This is a genomic window from Psychrobacillus syltrankelensis, from assembly GCF_055454035.1.
In genome coordinates this window covers 3,488,526-3,506,351 of sequence record NZ_CM144227.1, presented here as the reverse complement: position 1 = coordinate 3,506,351, position 17,826 = coordinate 3,488,526, and the positions used below count along the sequence as shown (strand labels likewise).

Sequence of the window (17,826 nt, the reverse complement as noted above, 5' to 3'; positions counted from 1 at the left end):
CTAGAGAAAACTTCAATAGTTTTTTTAAATAAAATCTCTTTAATATTCTCTCAAAACTGGATAAAAGACATTGATGAATTCAAATTCATATTTGGTTAAGTCCTCGATCGATTAGTATTCGTCAGCTGCACGTGTCGCCACGCTTCCACCCCGAACCTATCTACCTCATCGTCTTTGAGGGATCTTACTTACTTGCGTAATGGGAAATCTCATCTTGAGGGGGGCTTCGTGCTTAGATGCTTTCAGCACTTATCCCGTCCACACATAGCTACCCAGCGATGCTCTTGGCAGAACAACTGGTACACCAGCGGTGTGTCCATCCCGGTCCTCTCGTACTAAGGACAGCTCCTCTCAAATTTCCTACGCCCACGACGGATAGGGACCGAACTGTCTCACGACGTTCTGAACCCAGCTCGCGTACCGCTTTAATGGGCGAACAGCCCAACCCTTGGGACCGACTACAGCCCCAGGATGCGATGAGCCGACATCGAGGTGCCAAACCTCCCCGTCGATGTGGACTCTTGGGGAGATAAGCCTGTTATCCCCGGGGTAGCTTTTATCCGTTGAGCGATGGCCCTTCCATGCGGAACCACCGGATCACTAAGCCCGTCTTTCGACCCTGCTCGACTTGTAGGTCTCGCAGTCAAGCTCCCTTCTGCCTTTACACTCTTCGAATGATTTCCAACCATTCTGAGGGAACCTTTGGGCGCCTCCGTTACACTTTAGGAGGCGACCGCCCCAGTCAAACTACCCGCCTGACACTGTCTCCTACCCGGGTTACGGGTATGGGTTAGAATTTCAATACAACCAGGGCAGTATCCCACCGACGCCTCCTCCGAAGCTGGCGCTCCGGGCTCTAAGGCTCCTGCCTATCCTGTACAAGTTGCACCAAAATTCAATATCAAGCTATAGTAAAGCTCCACGGGGTCTTTCCGTCCTGTCGCGGGTAACCTGCATCTTCACAGGTACTATAATTTCACCGAGTCTCTCGTTGAGACAGTGCCCAGATCGTTACGCCTTTCGTGCGGGTCGGAACTTACCCGACAAGGAATTTCGCTACCTTAGGACCGTTATAGTTACGGCCGCCGTTTACTGGGGCTTCAATTCGCACCTTCGCTTGCGCTAAGCACTCCTCTTAACCTTCCAGCACCGGGCAGGCGTCAGCCCCTATACTTCACCTTACGGTTTTGCAGAGACCTGTGTTTTTGCTAAACAGTCGCCTGGGCCTATTCACTGCGGCTCTTCTAGGCTATACACCCAAAAGAGCACCCCTTCTCCCGAAGTTACGGGGTCATTTTGCCGAGTTCCTTAACGAGAGTTCTCTCGCTCACCTTAGGATTCTCTCCTCGACTACCTGTGTCGGTTTGCGGTACGGGCACCTATCACCTCGCTAGAGGCTTTTCTTGGCAGTGTGAAATCAGGAACTTCGGACTAAGTCCTCGCCATCACAGCTCAATGTTACAGAGTGCGGATTTGCCTACACTCACACCTTACTGCTTGGACGTGCATAACCAACAGCACGCTTACCCTATCCTTCTGCGTCCCCCATTACTCAAACGGTGGTTTGGTGGTACAGGAATATCAACCTGTTGTCCATCGTCTACGCCTATCGGCCTCGACTTAGGTCCCGACTAACCCTGAGCGGACGAGCCTTCCTCAGGAAACCTTAGTCATACGGTGGATGGGATTCTCACCCATCTTTCGCTACTCATACCGGCATTCTCACTTCTAAGCGCTCCACCAGTCCTTCCGGTCTGACTTCAACGCCCTTAGAACGCTCTCCTACCACTGATACCATAGGTATCAATCCACAGCTTCGGTGATTTGTTTAGCCCCGATACATTTTCGGCGCAGCGTCACTCGACCAGTGAGCTATTACGCACTCTTTAAATGATGGCTGCTTCTAAGCCAACATCCTGGTTGTCTAAGCAACGCCACATCCTTTTCCACTTAACAAATACTTTGGGACCTTAGCTGGTGGTCTGGGCTGTTTCCCTCTTGACTACGGATCTTATCACTCGCAGTCTGACTCCCAAACATAAATCATTGGCATTCGGAGTTTGTCTGAATTCGGTAACCCGGGATGGGCCCCTAGTCCAAACAGTGCTCTACCTCCAAGATTCTAACGTTTGAGGCTAGCCCTAAAGCTATTTCGGAGAGAACCAGCTATCTCCAGGTTCGATTGGAATTTCTCCGCTACCCACACCTCATCCCCGCACTTTTCAACGTGCGTGGGTTCGGACCTCCAGTAAGTGTTACCTTACCTTCATCCTGGACATGGGTAGATCACCTGGTTTCGGGTCTACGACCACATACTCATTCGCCCTATTCAGACTCGCTTTCGCTGCGGCTCCGTCTTCTCAACTTAACCTTGCATGTAATCGTAACTCGCCGGTTCATTCTACAAAAGGCACGCCATCACCCATTAACGGGCTCTGACTACTTGTAGGCACACGGTTTCAGGATCTATTTCACTCCCCTTCCGGGGTGCTTTTCACCTTTCCCTCACGGTACTGGTTCACTATCGGTCACTAGGTAGTATTTAGCCTTGGGAGATGGTCCTCCCAGATTCCGACGGAATTTCACGTGTTCCGCCGTACTCAGGATACACTCAAGAGAGAATGAACTTTTGACTACGGGGCTTTTACCCTATCCTGCGGACCTTTCCAGATCGCTTCGTCTAGCTCATTCCTTTGTAACTCTATATAGAGTGTCCTACAACCCCAAGAGGCAAGCCTCTTGGTTTGGGCTCTTCCCGTTTCGCTCGCCGCTACTCAGGGAATCGATTTTTCTTTCTCTTCCTCCAGGTACTTAGATGTTTCAGTTCCCTGGGTTTGCCACAGATGCGCTATGTATTCACGCAAATGTACTGCTCCATTACGAACAGTGGGTTTCCCCATTCGGAAATCTCCGGATCAAAGCTCACTTACAGCTCCCCGAAGCATATCGGTGTTAGTGCCGTCCTTCTTCGGCTCCTAGTGCCAAGGCATTCACCGTGCGCCCTTATTAACTTAACCATTTTGACTTCCAATACACATCGTACTTCTTCGTCAACTTCGCTCACTCGCATGCTCACGTACGTAAGTACGCTCCGCTGCTCCTTCGCTCGTTTCCTCGAATTACTTGTGTCTTGAAACCCAACAAAAAAGTTAGTAAATAATTACTACACAAAAAATAATCACTAATGTGATTACAAATTGAATTTCTTGAATTTGTTTCTTTCAATGTCGTTTTATCCAGTTTTCAAAGAACAAGTAAAAAGTTTTGGTGGAGCCTAGCGGGATCGAACCGCTGACCTCCTGCGTGCAAGGCAGGCGCTCTCCCAGCTGAGCTAAGGCCCCGAAACTTAAAAGGTATGGTGGGCCTAAATGGACTCGAACCATCGACCTCACGCTTATCAGGCGTGCGCTCTAACCAGCTGAGCTATAGGCCCTCTTAGAATTCCCATATATATGTATATATGAACATTCAAAACTGAACTGCAAAACGTTAAGATACAGATAAAAATCTGTATTCCGATATTATCCTTAGAAAGGAGGTGATCCAGCCGCACCTTCCGATACGGCTACCTTGTTACGACTTCACCCCAATCATCTGTCCCACCTTCGGCGGCTGGCTCCCGTAAGGGTTACCCCACCGACTTCGGGTGTTACAAACTCTCGTGGTGTGACGGGCGGTGTGTACAAGGCCCGGGAACGTATTCACCGTGGCATGCTGATCCACGATTACTAGCGATTCCGGCTTCATGTAGGCGAGTTGCAGCCTACAATCCGAACTGAGAACGGTTTTATGGGATTAGCTCACCCTCGCGGGGTTGCGACCCTCTGTACCGTCCATTGTAGCACGTGTGTAGCCCAGGTCATAAGGGGCATGATGATTTGACGTCATCCCCACCTTCCTCCGGTTTATCACCGGCAGTCACCTTAGAGTGCCCAACTGAATGCTGGCAACTAAGATCAAGGGTTGCGCTCGTTGCGGGACTTAACCCAACATCTCACGACACGAGCTGACGACAACCATGCACCACCTGTCACCGCTGTCCCCGAAGGGAAAGATCTATCTCTAGAACGGTCAGCGGGATGTCAAGACCTGGTAAGGTTCTTCGCGTTGCTTCGAATTAAACCACATGCTCCACCGCTTGTGCGGGCCCCGTCAATTCCTTTGAGTTTCAGTCTTGCGACCGTACTCCCCAGGCGGAGTGCTTAATGCGTTAGCTGCAGCACTAAGGGGCGGAAACCCCCTAACACTTAGCACTCATCGTTTACGGCGTGGACTACCAGGGTATCTAATCCTGTTTGCTCCCCACGCTTTCGCGCCTCAGCGTCAGTTACAGACCAGAAAGCCGCCTTCGCCACTGGTGTTCCTCCAAATCTCTACGCATTTCACCGCTACACTTGGAATTCCGCTTTCCTCTTCTGTACTCAAGTCCCCCAGTTTCCAATGACCTTCCACGGTTGAGCCGTGGGATTTCACATCAGACTTAAAGGACCGCCTGCGCGCGCTTTACGCCCAATAATTCCGGACAACGCTTGCCACCTACGTATTACCGCGGCTGCTGGCACGTAGTTAGCCGTGGCTTTCTAATGAGGTACCGTCAAGGCACGAGCAGTTACTCTCGTACTTGTTCTTCCCTCACAACAGAGTTTTACGATCCGAAAACCTTCTTCACTCACGCGGCATTGCTCCATCAGACTTTCGTCCATTGTGGAAGATTCCCTACTGCTGCCTCCCGTAGGAGTCTGGGCCGTGTCTCAGTCCCAGTGTGGCCGATCACCCTCTCAGGTCGGCTACGCATCGTCGCCTTGGTGAGCCGTTACCTCACCAACTAGCTAATGCGCCGCGGGCCCATCCTGTAGTGACAGCGAGATGCCGTCTTTTAACATTTCCACATGTGAGGAAATGGATTATTCGGTATTAGCCCCGGTTTCCCGGAGTTATCCCAATCTACAGGGCAGGTTGCCCACGTGTTACTCACCCGTCCGCCGCTAAATCAGAAGAAGCAAGCTTCTTCGTCATTCGCTCGACTTGCATGTATTAGGCATGCCGCCAGCGTTCGTCCTGAGCCAGGATCAAACTCTCCATAAAAGTTGATTCGCGATACGCCGCACATTGCTTTTGTCAGCTGCGCTCGTTCGGTCGGTCACGTACGTTAGTACGCTTCCTCCCTCTCTCACTTGCTTCCTCGCACTGCACAACGTCTCGAGAATCAACAAAATAGAACTAGTTTAAAAGCTCATTTTGTTTTGCTGGCATCATCATTAAATGATGTCATTTTTGTTTTGCTATCAAACTAACAAAGTTAGTCTTTCAAGCTGTATGTCTTAACGTTTTGCATGTTCAGTTTTCAATGTTCATTTTTGTTGTGTCGTTTTTTGCGACTTCTCTAATTTATCATCTTTCAACCGATGAGTCAAGAAGTTTTTCAAAAAACTTTTTCGTCAATATTTTTGTAACGTTTTTGACGACGCTTATTATAATACAATGGATTCTATAATATTGTCAACAAAAAAAACGAACAAATTTATTGCCCGCTTTTTTCATCTTTATTAGATTACTTTACTTTATAGAATCTATGCATGATTTCATTGCTTTTAGTAGGTCGTTTTTCGATAAATATAAGTCCTCTATCTACTAAAAATTCAATAAAAACTTCTAGATCTACTGAGTAATTTTTAAGTTCTTCTTGCTCGTGAATCTCTTGGATTGTCCAAAATTCTTTCAAGTCAAGTACTTCTAATATATGTTGTGAGCCTTCTTTTATTCTAGAATGAATTAAAAATTCACTTGCTAGAAATAAAAGTTCTAATCTCTTTTCTAGAGTTTCTTCACTAGAAATAAGCTCATCATATAATTTATAAATAGATGGATCTAATTGTTTTACTTGTTTCCAAACCATAACTTCAGGATGCATTCCATGTTCGAAGACCGCTAAGCGTGCTAAATGATGGAGAGACTCTACTATATGATTATACGCATCTAAATAATTCAGCTGTTCGAAAAACAATTTTGCTTCTAAATATCTTCTACTTAGTTTAGCAAACTCAATCCCCATTCTCGCTTTTCTTCCCTGAATCGGAAATTCATCTAACTCTCTCTTTAAATTTTCTATAAACTCATTTCGATCAAAAACTACCCGTCCATTAATTAACCAATCTACTAACTTAGGGTTAGTTCCTAGCAATAACCATTTTCTTAACTGTTTCTCTGTAATCACATGCATCGCTGCTTTTTTATCGTTAAACGTATAATGTTTTGTGAAAATAGGTTGATCGGCGTCCTTAGTCAATATAAATAAAATGGAATCAAACGTATCTGTAATCGGACTAACTTCTTCACGTTTTTCTACAAAAATAATTCCTAATGTATTTACTTCACTTGCTCTTTCTTGATAAATGGGTCTCAATAATGTTTCCAAAATGGCGCCTCCTTTATTTCATATTATAAGTTTTTCGACAACTATTTTGTATCTCCTTCTATATAATAGTTCAATTTCTTATTTTAAACTAAAAATATGATATAGTGTATGTAGAAATTAGGAGGATGAAAAATGAAACCATATAAAAACAAAATAAATCGAATACGTTCATTTGCACTTGGTCTCGTATTCTTCGGATTCATCATTATGTACGGTGCAATAATTTTTAAAGAGCATCCAGTACTTGTTGCTATCTTCATGATACTCGGTGTAGTATCTATCATAGCTAGTACCGCTGTTTATGGTTGGATTGGTTTACTATCTACTAAAGCTGTTCAAGTTGTTTGTCCAAACTGTGGGAAGCATACAAAAGTATTAGGTAGAGTAGATATGTGTATGTATTGCAAAGAACCATTAACGCTAGATCCAAACCTTGAAGGACAAGAATTCGATCAATCTTTAAATAGAAAGAGATAATATGAACATCTTGCTTTTAGCAAGATGTTTATATTTTTAAGGATTACACAATTTAAAGTAGTTGTAACTTTTAATAGAAAGATTTTGATTACAACTATAATTAATTATTCAGATGCTAAATTTCTATAATCCCTGAGTAAACATAAAAACCGAGCGTAGGCAAAACGCTCGGTTTTTCTATTGAACAGTTGTTGCCTGCTCTTTACAAGTAGGACATACACCGTATATTTCCATTCTATGAGAACTAACGTCGAAGCCAGTTAAGTGGGAAGCTAAGTGCTCTACTTCATCTAAACCTGGATAATGAAAATCAACAATTTTACCGCAAGAATTACAAATCATATGATAATGATCGTTTGTAGCGAAATCAAATCTACTAGAAGAGTCACCGTATGTTAGCTCTTTAACTAGTCCTGCTTCTCTAAAAACACGTAAGTTATTATATACTGTTGCAACACTCATACTAGGAAACTTACTTTCAAGTGCTTTATATATATCGTCCGCAGTGGGATGTGACATGGATTGAATAATAAATTCCAATATCGCATGGCGCTGAGGTGTTATTCGTACACCAGTTGACTTTAATGTATCTAAAGCATCTTTTAAATGTACTTCCGTCATCGCAATGCACCTCTCTTCATATTTATTATTAGTTTGTAATCGTTATAATAAGTATAATGAAGAAAAGCATAGGCTGTCAAACTTTTAAACTAAAAGGGAAAAATAACCACACTCAGTATCCCTTTTTCAAATCAATTAAGTTCTCCATCTGATTATTCTCATTTAACCACATCGTCAAATTTTTCATAAATATATCTAATGCTCGAACTACATATTGGGAAGAGTGACTAGAAACATGAGGAGAAACTATCACATTTTTCATCTCCCAAAAAGGATGCCCTTTTGGTAGAGGTTCATTTTCAAATACATCTAAGACTGCATGTGCAATACAACCTTCTTGTAAAGCTCTCAGAAGTTCTTCCTCTTTCAACACATCACCTCGACCGAAATTCATAAATATAGACGTTCGCTTCATACAATGAAAATGCTCGTAGGTAAATAAATGCCTTGTTTCGGTAGTACTAGGTAGAATTGAAAGTACAATATCCGCTGTTGGAAGTACTTCTTTCAGTTGAGAAAATGAAATCATTTCATTCATATGATCCGCGGGATCTCCACTACGATTACATCCAATTGTATGTACACCAAAAGCTTGTAGGATTCTCCCTACTTCGCCACCAATTGCACCGGGACCTAATATTAATGCAGTTGCTCCAAATAGTTCTGAAGAATTTACCTTTTTAGACCATTCTCCATTTCTTTGATTTTCAGCAATTATCGAGAGAGACTTTTTAATAGATAAGATATGTGCAAGAATGGATTCAGCCATTGGTGTTTTGTGAATTCCTTTTACATTTGTCACAATAATATTACGGTTAGCTATCTCCTTTAGTGGCATTTTTTCTAATCCAGCAGAAGCAACCATTATCCATTTTAACTGATGCGCCGATTCAATATGATATGGACTCAAATCCTCGCCATAAGTGACAAATATATCTGCGGATTTTAAAGTTTCTTCATCAAAAGGCTTTTGAAAGATAAATTCTGCATTTGGAAATCCAGCTATTAAATTTGCTTGTTGATCTGGTTTAGGTAAAAAAGAAAATAATATCTTCATTTTTCATTCTCCATTTTTTACATTTTTTTTAGTATATCTAGTGCTTCCTCTACATGGCCATCAACCTTTACATTGCGCCATTCTTTTATAACTGTGCCTGTAGGATCTATTAAAAATGTTGATCGTTCAATTCCCATAAATTCTTTACCGAACATCTTTTTCAAACGCCATACACCGTAAGCTTCGGATACTTCATGGGTATCATCTATTAACAATGAGAAAGGTAGCCCGTATTTTTTTATAAACTTTGAATGTGCTTTTTCATCGTCGGCACTTACACCTAAAATAACAGCATTCAATTCAGTAAATGCTTCATGAGAATCTCTAAAATCACATGCTTCTGTCGTGCAACCGGGAGTCGAGTCTTTAGGGTAGAAATAAAGTACAACATACTTCTTCCCAGCAAAATTATCTAACGAGATTATTTCCCCAACTTCATTTTTTAATGAAAATTTCGGTGCAATCATACCTTCAAGTGTTTGCATATAGTTATTCCTCCCTCTATACTCACTCTATCGTATCGAAGTTTTCCATTTTGTTCAATTTTTCTTTCGCATTTTTCATTAAAATTGACTACAATAGATAAGTACAAAAGAGCAAGTGCCTATGTCTTCCCCAATAAACAATCATGTAAACTGCGACTACTAATGAGCGCATAAGCTTGAAGTGGGAGTCTAGACGAAGCAAATTAAGCGGAGGTTTTACAATTGGAAAGAAAATTATCAAATCAAATTCACGAGGAAGCACTTGAACATATAGTAGGCGGAGTGAATAGCCCATCTAGATCATATAAAGCTGTTGGTGGAGGGGCTCCAACTGTTATGGATAGAGCTGAAGGTGCTTATTTTTATGACGTCGATGGAAATAAATATATTGATTATTTAGCTGCATACGGTCCGATCATAACGGGTCACGCACATCCACATATTACAGAAGCAATTACAAAAGCTGCTCAATCTGGATTACTTTATGGCACACCGACAAAACATGAAGTGACGTTTGCTAAAATGTTAAAAGATGCTATCCCTTCTATGGACAAAGTGCGTTTTGTAAACTCAGGTACAGAAGCTGTTATGACTACTATTCGAGTAGCCAGAGCCTATACAGGTAGAACGAAAGTAATGAAATTTGCAGGTTGTTATCATGGACACTCCGACTTAGTGTTAGTTGCTGCCGGCTCCGGTCCTGCTACACTTGGTACTCCTGACTCTGCAGGTGTTCCTAAAACTATTGCAGAAGAAGTGATCACAATTCCATTTAATGATCCAAAAGCTTATGAAGAAGCAATGGAAAAATGGGGAGAAGAACTTTCTTGTATTTTAGTTGAACCAATTGTAGGTAATTTCGGCATGGTTGAGCCAAATGAAGGATTCCTTCCACTTGTTCACAAGATTGCAAAAGATAAAGGTGTTTTAGTCATATATGATGAAGTAATTACAGCATTCCGATTCCATTATGGTGCCGCTTCTAGTATGTTAAATGAAACACCAGACTTAACTGCACTTGGTAAAATTATTGGCGGAGGTCTTCCGATTGGGGCTTATGGTGGGAAAAAAGAAATTATGGAACAAGTAGCACCACTTGGACCTGCTTATCAAGCAGGAACTATGGCAGGAAACCCTGCTTCTATGCAAGCAGGTATCGCTTGTCTAGAAGTCTTGCAGCAACCAGGCGTTTATGAAGAACTTGATAGACTTGGCGCAATTTTAGAAGCTGGCATCATAGATGCTGCTGAAAAAAATAAGATAACAATTACCATTAATCGTATAAAAGGTGCACTTTCTGTTTATTTTACTGACGTAAAAGTAGTAAACTATGAGCAAGCAGAAGCTACAGACGGAGAAATGTTTGCAAAGTTCTTTAAACTAATGCTGGAACAAGGAATTAATCTCGCACCTTCTAAATATGAAGCATGGTTTATTACTACTGCTCATACAGAAGAAGATATTAAAGAAACAATTACGGCCGTTAACCGAACTTTTGCTCAATTAAAGGAATAATTAAATAAAGCCCTTGGTATGGAAAGGATAGGATTAAATGAAATTAGGAGCTCGAGTATTTAAAACTGGAGTAGCGATTGTTTTTTCACTGTTTATAGCAGACTTACTCCATCTTCCTAGCCCTGTTTTTGCAGGAATAGCTGCGATTTTTGCGATTCAGCCTTCTATTTATAGATCCTATTTGACCGTTATAGAGCAAATACAATCTAATCTAATTGGAGCTGCCATTGCCGTGATTTTTGCTTTAGTTTTTGGCAATCACTTTATAGCCGTTGGATTAGCAGCAATTATTGCAATTATGATTATGTTAAAATTCAAACTCGAAAAAACAATTTCTTTAGCACTTGTAACTGTTATTGCAATTATGGAAGTGCAAAGCGCTGATTTTATTACATTCGCTTTAATAAGGTTTTCTACCATTCTTGTAGGAGTTATATCAGCGTTTATTGTTAATTTAATATTTTTACCACCAAAGTTTGAAACGAAGCTATTCAACTCTATTCACTTTACACAAGATGAAATTATTCGTTGGATTCGAATTGCTGTTAGACAGGCATCCGATCATAATTCTACAAAACAGTCCATCAATCAACTAGTAGATCGTCTTAGTAGAATTGATCAAATCTATTTATTTTTTAAAGAAGAACGTGGTTATACAAAAAAAGCAATTCAAACAAAAGGTAGAAAGTTAGTCGTATATCGAGAGTTAATCACAGCTTCCTATAGGAGCTTGGATGTTTTAAAAAGACTCCATCTCCATGAAAATGAACTATTACGACTTCCAGAGCATTTTAGAATGATGATAAAGGAACGGCTGGATTCACTCTTAACCTACCATGAACAATTGCATTTGAAATTTATTGGAAAGTTAAAACCAGAACATATGGATTGGAATGGTTCTGAGGCATTTCTACAGAGGCAAGAAGTGATGGATATCTTTGTACAACAAATAGCATTGACTCGTATTGAAGAAGAGTTTTCAACTTACCATTTACTTCATTTATTATCATCTATTTTAAAATACGAAGAACAATTAGAACATATTGATACATTAATAACATCCTATCAAAACTTTCATCACTCAGAGCTAACTGTTCAGATAGAAGAAACTCCATATTAAGTAAAGCGCAAGAGGAGCGTGAAGTGAAATAGTCACTTCACGCTCCTCTTTTTTCGGTAACTTTGTGGGTGAAGTTTATCCGTCTCCCTCTTGAAATATGTGGTCACATATTTGTTGCCTGTGCCTACTCCCTTTTCCTTCTATAACCCCTACGAGATTTTGCTATTAGTATTGGAATCTAAAATCCTTACATCATACAATACACTTTAATTTCATTCTCTTTATCGAAAAACCTGAAATCAAAGAAGAGGCCGCCAAATTAGGCAGCCTCTTCTTTGAATTAATGAAACTTTGATTGATTTGGTAGCGCTGCTTTTATTGTAATTACGCAACACGATTAGATTTTTTAGTGAAGAAACTCACAATAAGCATTACAATAATATTTGTGAAGAGCGCTATGACACCGATATTTAAATCTTGAATGACACTAGGCAGGGATGGAAACAAGTTTGCAATTGTTGTTTTAGTAAATGTGACATAAATAACGATTGCCACACCTACAAACATTCCAAATCCAGAACCGTATTTTGTAATCCCATTCTTCTTTCTCAAACTTAAATATAGTGAAGGTGCCATTTGTGTTATCAAACTGAATGAAGTCAAATACAAAGTAGCTAGCGTATTACTTTCACTCATTGAAAAGAACGCACATGCTATTGATAATATAACAACAATTCCTTTTGCAGAGAGAGCTTTTCTTTTATCAGATATTTTCGGATTTAATGGTTCTATCACATTCGTAGTAATCATTGTTGCCGCTGACATTAACATCATTGAACCAGGAACAAGTGTAGCTAATAATCCTGCTGCTCCAATAATACCAACAAACCATGGATCGAATGTTTTCATTGAAAGTTCTAACAATGCAAAGTCTCCATTTTTCAAACCAGGGAGCTCAACCATTGCTGTAAATCCAACAAAGTAAACGAACAATACCATTAAGGCATACATTGGAAGCAGTACTGCATTCATTCGAAAGGCTTTTGCATTTTTTGATGCATAGATTGTTGGTGCATTGTGAGGCCACATAAAGTATGCAAATGCACTAATAGCAACAGTAGATACAAACCAAGGAACACTTAATCCTTTCTCGGGTAAGGTTAATGCATGGGGCTTGATTTCATTAACTGCTTGGAATAGCCCTCCTAAACTTCCGTGATAATGAATCGGTAAATAAATTCCTAAGAATAAGATCACGACGAGTATTAAGACGTCTTTGACCGTAGATGTCCAAGCTGACCCATGAATTCCTGAAACCATTACGTAAACTAATAATGCAATCATTCCAATCCAAATGGCTGCATGAGAAGAAATGGCACCGTAAGATGTAGCTGACACTAATATACCCATCGATTTAAACAAGATAGTTATATACGGAATTAGAGCTAAAACACCAACAATAGCAACGAATACTCCAAGGCCTTTACTGTTATATTTTGTTGAAAAGAACTGAGATTGCGATACGATATTATTTTCTTTTGCATATTTCCAAATTGGAGGTATTATCCAATACGATGTAATGGTACCTAAAGCAGTGAAAGCTAATATATAAAATGCTGCAGCTCCATTGTTAAAGGCCAAACCGCTCGTTCCGAGCAATGTGAAAACCGAATACGTTTCTCCGGCTAATAAAATAAATACGAATATTCCGCCAAAGCCGCGACCTCCGATTGCCCATTGTTCCATACTCATATCTTTTCCGCGCTTTGCCAAAAGGCCCAATACAATACTAATGATTAAAAATAGTGTGATAATTGCCAGTGCTATATTCATTATTCTTCCCCCTCCTTATTCAAGGGATCCAGACGATAAATAATAAACATGATGACTGAACAAAGAACAGACCAAAGAATAATCCAAAATAAGAAAAAAGGGATACCCAAAACATAAGGTTCAACTTTATTAACAAAAGCAGCACCGCCTAGTATTGCGATAAAAGGTAATACAGCTAGTAAGTAGTAATACTTCATATTTTCACCTTGCCTTTCAAATGTGTGTTAGTTTAAGTAAAGGGGCGTTAAAATGGAGTCTTTCCATCTAATTGAAGACTCCGAAATTGGCCCCCCATTTTTTCAAAGAAATTTATTTTGCTGCTGATCCAGGGACAAATTTACCGTATCCAGGAGTTTTCGTTACTTTTTCTCCATCAAATACTTCTTCTCCGCGTAAAATGGTAGAGATAACTTTACAATTTAATTCTTGTCCATTATAAGGAGTTAATTTTGAATAGGATTTAAATGAGTTTTGGTCGATAACGGTTTTTTGAGTTGGGTCGATTACTGTGAAGTCAGCATCATATCCCACACTGATTTGTCCTTTTCCAGGTATTGAGAATACTTCTGCTGGATGAGTAGACATTAAATTCGCAAAGTCATTTGGTGATAATTTTCCATTTGAAACTGTGCTATTAAACATTAACGGTGTCATAATTTCAACTCCAGGAAGCCCGGAAGAAGCAAGGAAAATATTCTCGTTACCTCTTTCTTTTTGCTCTGCACTCCACGGAGCATGATCGGAGGAAATCAAGTCGATGTTTCCTTCTTCAATATGTTTCCATAGCCCTTGAACTTCCTCTTTTTCTCTTAATGGAGGATTATTTTTAGCAATCGGTCCGTATTTATCTAAATCATCCACATTCATTAGTAAATATGGATAACATGTCTCACAAGTCACTTTAACCCCTTGAGCTTGGAACAATTTAATCATGTCAATTGTTCTTGGATGACTAACATGTACTATATGGAGTTTTACATTTGTCCAGTATGCAAATTCCAATAACTTTAATACAGCACTTGTTTCCGTAACAGGTGGACGCGTTTCGTTATGGGCTTTAGGATAAACCTTTCCTTCTTTCTGATATTGGTCAATCATATCGACAATAATTTCATCATTTTCAGAATGGAAAGCAGCTCGAAGGCCTGTTTCCTCAATTAGCTTCATTGCTTTCAATATTTCTGGATCTGGAATTCTTGGAAAACGATATGCATCCGTTTCAAAGGTGGACATTTTAAAAGCAATTGCTCCAGCTTCGGCTAAAGGTTTGATTTGATCTGTTCCATCTGTTTTCGAAATGGTTCCCCACAAACAAATATCGACAATTGCCTCTTCCTCTAACTTTTTAACTTTCTTTTTAAATTGATCCCCATTGTTAACTGGGTTCGGTAAATCATACGGCATGTCTAGGAAAGTGGTAATACCACCTGCTGCTGCAGAAGAACTCGTTGTCACAAATCCCTCATCCGGATTACTAAAACAATGAACATGTACATCTATCACTCCTGGAAACACGAAGGAATCACCATAATCTTTACAATCCTCAGATTCTAGATTACCTGTTCCTTCAAAAATGCTAACTATTTTTCCTTCTTTAATTCCCACTTCACCTTTGATTACTCTATCTTTTAAAACAATTTTCCCTTTAATAATGCTATCGACTTGGCTCATATCAAGGACTCTCCTTTTATAATTGTTTTTCAATTTTTTCAACAGCTCGTTGTATCTCATTTATAATTTCTTGACCATTACTTTTTTCCATTCTTTCTTTAGGTCCTGCTACGCTCAAAGAGGCAACTAGCTTCCGATCACTGTCAAATATCGGCATGCCGTAGGAAATAACACCTTCGTCAATTTCACTATCTGAAAATGAATAGCCTTTTTCACGGATATTTTCTAAATGATTTAACATCTCATCCAAATCCTGAATAGTATTATCTGTATGTTTCATTACAGTTCCATTCTTAAACAAATCTTCAACAATTTTGTCACCCATATGCGCCAATAATGCTTTAGAGGAGGCACCGCCGTATAGTGGAACAATATTTCCTTGTTCTGAAGAGACCTTTATTGGGTGACCTGACGGAACAGCTGCTAAACAGACAGCTTGCAAATTGGAAGGGACAAGTAAAATGGATGTTTCCCCTGTCGATCTTGTCAATTCTCTCATGGCTGCTTGAGATATGACGGGTAGGTCAATATCCATTTTCACAATTCTAGCAAGCTTCAAAAAGTTGTAACCTAAACTATACAATCCTGGGGAATATTCGATAATGTATCCTCTTTCTTTTAGTACCCTCATATGTCTATACACAGAACTTTGAGGTTGTTGTAATCTTGCTGCAAGCTCAGGTACAGAGAGTGCTCTTGTTTCAAAATCAAACTGATCTAAAATATCCAAGGTTTTTTCTGCGCTCATTCACCTATCCCCCAACTACCTAAATTTCAATAGACACTTATAAATTATCAATTTTTGATAATGTGTTATCTATAAATGATAATATACATTGGAACAGCGTATTGCGCAAGCGCTTTCAGTCAGAAAATTTTCAAAACGTAAAAAAATCCATTCATCATGATTAAATGATGAACGGATTTTTAACACTTTATGAAATTATAGAATTGCAAAAGTTATGCTTTTATTTTACTTCGAAAATGCCAATACAGCATGTAGTAATGACTTCGCGCCCAAATATAAATCTTCCTTCTCTGCCCATTCTTCCGGACAATGACTTCTACCATCTTTGCATGGAATAAATATCATTCCTACTGGAGCAAGTAACGACATTTGGTTCGCATCGTGACCTGCGCCACTTGGTAATTCAATCACTTTATCTGTAATAGAACTACATGACTCTTTTAATAACTGCTTAATTTCATCGCTAATAACAATGGCTCCTGAACGAGAGACATCTTCTGTTTTTATTTTCACATCTCGTTTTGATGCAATTTCTTTAACTTTTGACAAAAATTCATTGGCCACTGCATCAATTGCTTCTTCAGAAATACTACGAATTTCAACTGCAAATTCTACTCTGCCAGGCACTACATTCGAAGCATTGGGAAAATTATTAAACACGCCTACTGTCCCTACAACAGGCTGATCAAACTTTCCATTTGCCACATTTTCTAAAGCAAGCGTCATCTCAGAAGCTGCTGTTAGCGCATCGTTTCTCATATTCATTGGGGTTGTTCCCGAATGGTTTGGTAATCCATCTACGCTCACTTTATAACGCTGAATTCCTACAATTCCAGTCACAACGCCTAAGTTAGCATTATTTCTTAGTAAAACAGGTCCTTGTTCAATATGCAATTCAAGGTATAAAGCGATAGAACCTTTCTCTTTTTTACAATTTTTGATGAGCTTTGGTTTTCCCCCTGCAAACGAAATTGCTTCTGACAAGGTTTGTCCTTCCGGATTTGTATAAGACAACATCTCTTCGGTTAAGTTCCCAGACCATGCCCTGCTTCCTACTGTAGACAAACCGTATTCCGATGGTTCTTCAGATGTAAAATCAACGACTTCAATTGTATGTTTAACAGGTATATCATTTTCTTTTAATGCTCTAACAATTTCTAATCCTGCTAGAACCCCTGCAATACCATCAAATCTTCCACCATTTGGAACAGTATCCGTATGAGAACCAATCACGATGGGTGGCAAATTAGGCTCTGTTCCGATTAATCGGCCAATGACATTTGAGCCTTCATCTATTTCTACTTCAAGACCACTATCTCTCATTTGTTTCATTAACCATTCTCGTCCTTCGTTATACTTTTCAGTAAACGACCTTCTTGTCCATGGTTGGTCCTCAATCGTAATCGTTGCTAAATCATTAATTGTTCCCCATAGACGTTCTTTATTTATTAAATCCATTTCATCACCTCATCGTTTAATATTATAAAATCCCACCATATAGTCGTAAGTTTCTTCAGAATCAAATGCCTTATTATGATTCATCCTTAGTAAAATAAAATGCCATTTCAATTTTACACAGCTGTATGATACTTTTAAAAACTAATTGCTAGCGATATAACCAGTCCAAACATGTTTTAAAGATTCGCCCCCTATTTTTCTCTCGTTTTACTACAGGAGTTTGTCTCCCTACTGAAGCATGGTAGAAATATTACCTAACGAAATTTAGATTGTCAATTCACGGTAATGAGTAGTAGGATATTCTGAAGGGCAACAAACACATATACATTCTGGCAAAATCATCCCCGAACGTTCACTTTGTCATTCAAATTGGTATAAAGACAAAACACCTCTCTTGTATCCAATTTATGTAAAACGAATAAATGATTATGGGAGTCTGATAAGAAAAATTATCTACAACTAGTGATTAGATGGTGACAGTATTTA

12 protein-coding genes, 2 tRNA genes and 2 rRNA genes are annotated in these 17,826 nt (G+C 39.7%); 3 read left to right on the top strand and 13 right to left on the bottom strand.

Going from position 1 to position 17,826, the window contains the following annotated elements:
• Window positions 1-91: 91 nt before the first annotated feature.
• From ACTSKG_RS17150 to ACTSKG_RS17130, 5 genes are all read right to left on the bottom strand, one after another.
• Window positions 92-3,017, bottom strand: a 23S ribosomal RNA gene (locus tag ACTSKG_RS17150).
• 248 nt (window positions 3,018-3,265) lie between these two features.
• Window positions 3,266-3,341 (bottom strand) — tRNA-Ala (locus ACTSKG_RS17145).
• Window positions 3,342-3,356: 15 nt separating this feature from the next.
• Window positions 3,357-3,433: transfer RNA gene (locus tag ACTSKG_RS17140), tRNA-Ile, on the bottom strand.
• 98 nt (window positions 3,434-3,531) lie between these two features.
• Window positions 3,532-5,085, bottom strand: a 16S ribosomal RNA gene (locus ACTSKG_RS17135).
• Together the 16S and 23S rRNA genes with 2 tRNA genes alongside form the textbook arrangement of a ribosomal RNA operon.
• 466 nt (window positions 5,086-5,551) lie before the next feature.
• On the bottom strand, window positions 5,552-6,415 hold the full coding sequence (locus ACTSKG_RS17130; RefSeq protein ID WP_464755755.1) for a nucleotidyltransferase-like protein: 864 nt from the start codon (window positions 6,413-6,415) through the stop codon (window positions 5,552-5,554).
• 132 nt (window positions 6,416-6,547) lie between these two features.
• Here ACTSKG_RS17130 and ACTSKG_RS17125 point away from each other — a divergent pair, with 132 nt between their 5' ends.
• Entirely contained in the window at window positions 6,548-6,892 is a 345-nt protein-coding gene (locus ACTSKG_RS17125) for a YgzB family protein (RefSeq protein ID WP_464755754.1), read from the top strand.
• Window positions 6,893-7,069: 177 nt separating this feature from the next.
• Here ACTSKG_RS17125 and perR read toward each other — a convergent pair whose 3' ends face one another.
• The 3 genes from perR to bcp form a co-directional block, all read right to left on the bottom strand.
• Window positions 7,070-7,513: a peroxide-responsive transcriptional repressor PerR gene (gene perR, locus ACTSKG_RS17120; RefSeq protein ID WP_464755753.1), complete on the bottom strand. Its 444-nt coding sequence runs from the start codon at window positions 7,511-7,513 to the stop codon at window positions 7,070-7,072.
• Window positions 7,514-7,625: 112 nt separating this feature from the next.
• A complete protein-coding gene (locus tag ACTSKG_RS17115) occupies window positions 7,626-8,570 on the bottom strand; it encodes a D-2-hydroxyacid dehydrogenase (protein ID WP_464755752.1) in 945 nt (314 codons plus the stop codon).
• A gap of 17 nt (window positions 8,571-8,587) precedes the next feature.
• Window positions 8,588-9,055, bottom strand: a complete 468-nt coding sequence (bcp, locus tag ACTSKG_RS17110) for a thioredoxin-dependent thiol peroxidase (RefSeq protein WP_464755751.1) — start codon at window positions 9,053-9,055, stop codon at window positions 8,588-8,590.
• 222 nt (window positions 9,056-9,277) lie between these two features.
• On the opposite strand from bcp, the gene ACTSKG_RS17105 reads away from it, so the two are divergent.
• Both ACTSKG_RS17105 and ACTSKG_RS17100 read left to right on the top strand, forming a co-directional pair.
• Window positions 9,278-10,570: a glutamate-1-semialdehyde 2,1-aminomutase gene (locus tag ACTSKG_RS17105; RefSeq protein WP_464755750.1), complete on the top strand. Its 1,293-nt coding sequence runs from the start codon at window positions 9,278-9,280 to the stop codon at window positions 10,568-10,570.
• Between the two features lie 37 nt (window positions 10,571-10,607).
• On the top strand, window positions 10,608-11,690 hold the full coding sequence (locus tag ACTSKG_RS17100) for an FUSC family protein (RefSeq protein WP_464755749.1): 1,083 nt from the start codon (window positions 10,608-10,610) through the stop codon (window positions 11,688-11,690).
• A 324-nt stretch (window positions 11,691-12,014) separates the two neighbouring features.
• On the opposite strand, the gene ACTSKG_RS17095 is transcribed toward ACTSKG_RS17100, so the two are convergent.
• The 5 genes from ACTSKG_RS17095 to ACTSKG_RS17075 form a co-directional block, all read right to left on the bottom strand.
• On the bottom strand, window positions 12,015-13,463 hold the full coding sequence (locus ACTSKG_RS17095) for a sodium:solute symporter family protein (protein WP_464755748.1): 1,449 nt from the start codon (window positions 13,461-13,463) through the stop codon (window positions 12,015-12,017).
• Window positions 13,463-13,660, bottom strand: a complete 198-nt coding sequence (locus tag ACTSKG_RS17090; RefSeq protein ID WP_464755747.1) for a DUF3311 domain-containing protein — start codon at window positions 13,658-13,660, stop codon at window positions 13,463-13,465. Before ACTSKG_RS17090 ends, ACTSKG_RS17095 begins: the two co-directional genes overlap by 1 nt.
• A gap of 112 nt (window positions 13,661-13,772) precedes the next feature.
• Complete coding sequence (locus tag ACTSKG_RS17085; RefSeq protein WP_464755746.1) at window positions 13,773-15,134, bottom strand: dihydroorotase; 1,362 nt, start codon at window positions 15,132-15,134, stop codon at window positions 13,773-13,775.
• A gap of 16 nt (window positions 15,135-15,150) precedes the next feature.
• Complete coding sequence (locus ACTSKG_RS17080; protein WP_464755745.1) at window positions 15,151-15,882, bottom strand: IclR family transcriptional regulator; 732 nt, start codon at window positions 15,880-15,882, stop codon at window positions 15,151-15,153.
• Window positions 15,883-16,107: 225 nt separating this feature from the next.
• Window positions 16,108-17,340 carry a M20 family metallo-hydrolase gene (locus ACTSKG_RS17075; RefSeq protein ID WP_464755744.1) on the bottom strand — a complete coding sequence of 411 codons (1,233 nt, stop codon included), beginning with the start codon at window positions 17,338-17,340 and terminating at the stop codon, window positions 16,108-16,110.
• Window positions 17,341-17,826 lie beyond the last annotated feature (486 nt).

Excerpts from the sequence above, each read along its gene's own strand:
- bcp (WP_464755751.1), bottom strand. The coding sequence starts at position 9,055 with ATGCAAACACTTGAAGGTATGATTGCACCGAAATTTTCATTAAAAAAT.
- ACTSKG_RS17095 (WP_464755748.1), bottom strand. The coding sequence starts at position 13,463 with ATGAATATAGCACTGGCAATTATCACACTATTTTTAATCATTAGTATT.
- ACTSKG_RS17115 (WP_464755752.1), bottom strand. The coding sequence starts at position 8,570 with ATGAAGATATTATTTTCTTTTTTACCTAAACCAGATCAACAAGCAAAT.
- ACTSKG_RS17125 (WP_464755754.1), top strand. The coding sequence starts at position 6,548 with ATGAAACCATATAAAAACAAAATAAATCGAATACGTTCATTTGCACTT.
- ACTSKG_RS17080 (WP_464755745.1), bottom strand. The coding sequence starts at position 15,882 with ATGAGCGCAGAAAAAACCTTGGATATTTTAGATCAGTTTGATTTTGAA.
- ACTSKG_RS17090 (WP_464755747.1), bottom strand. The coding sequence starts at position 13,660 with ATGAAGTATTACTACTTACTAGCTGTATTACCTTTTATCGCAATACTA.
- ACTSKG_RS17100 (WP_464755749.1), top strand. The coding sequence starts at position 10,608 with ATGAAATTAGGAGCTCGAGTATTTAAAACTGGAGTAGCGATTGTTTTT.
- ACTSKG_RS17075 (WP_464755744.1), bottom strand. The coding sequence starts at position 17,340 with ATGGATTTAATAAATAAAGAACGTCTATGGGGAACAATTAATGATTTA.
- ACTSKG_RS17085 (WP_464755746.1), bottom strand. The coding sequence starts at position 15,134 with ATGAGCCAAGTCGATAGCATTATTAAAGGGAAAATTGTTTTAAAAGAT.
- perR (WP_464755753.1), bottom strand. The coding sequence starts at position 7,513 with ATGACGGAAGTACATTTAAAAGATGCTTTAGATACATTAAAGTCAACT.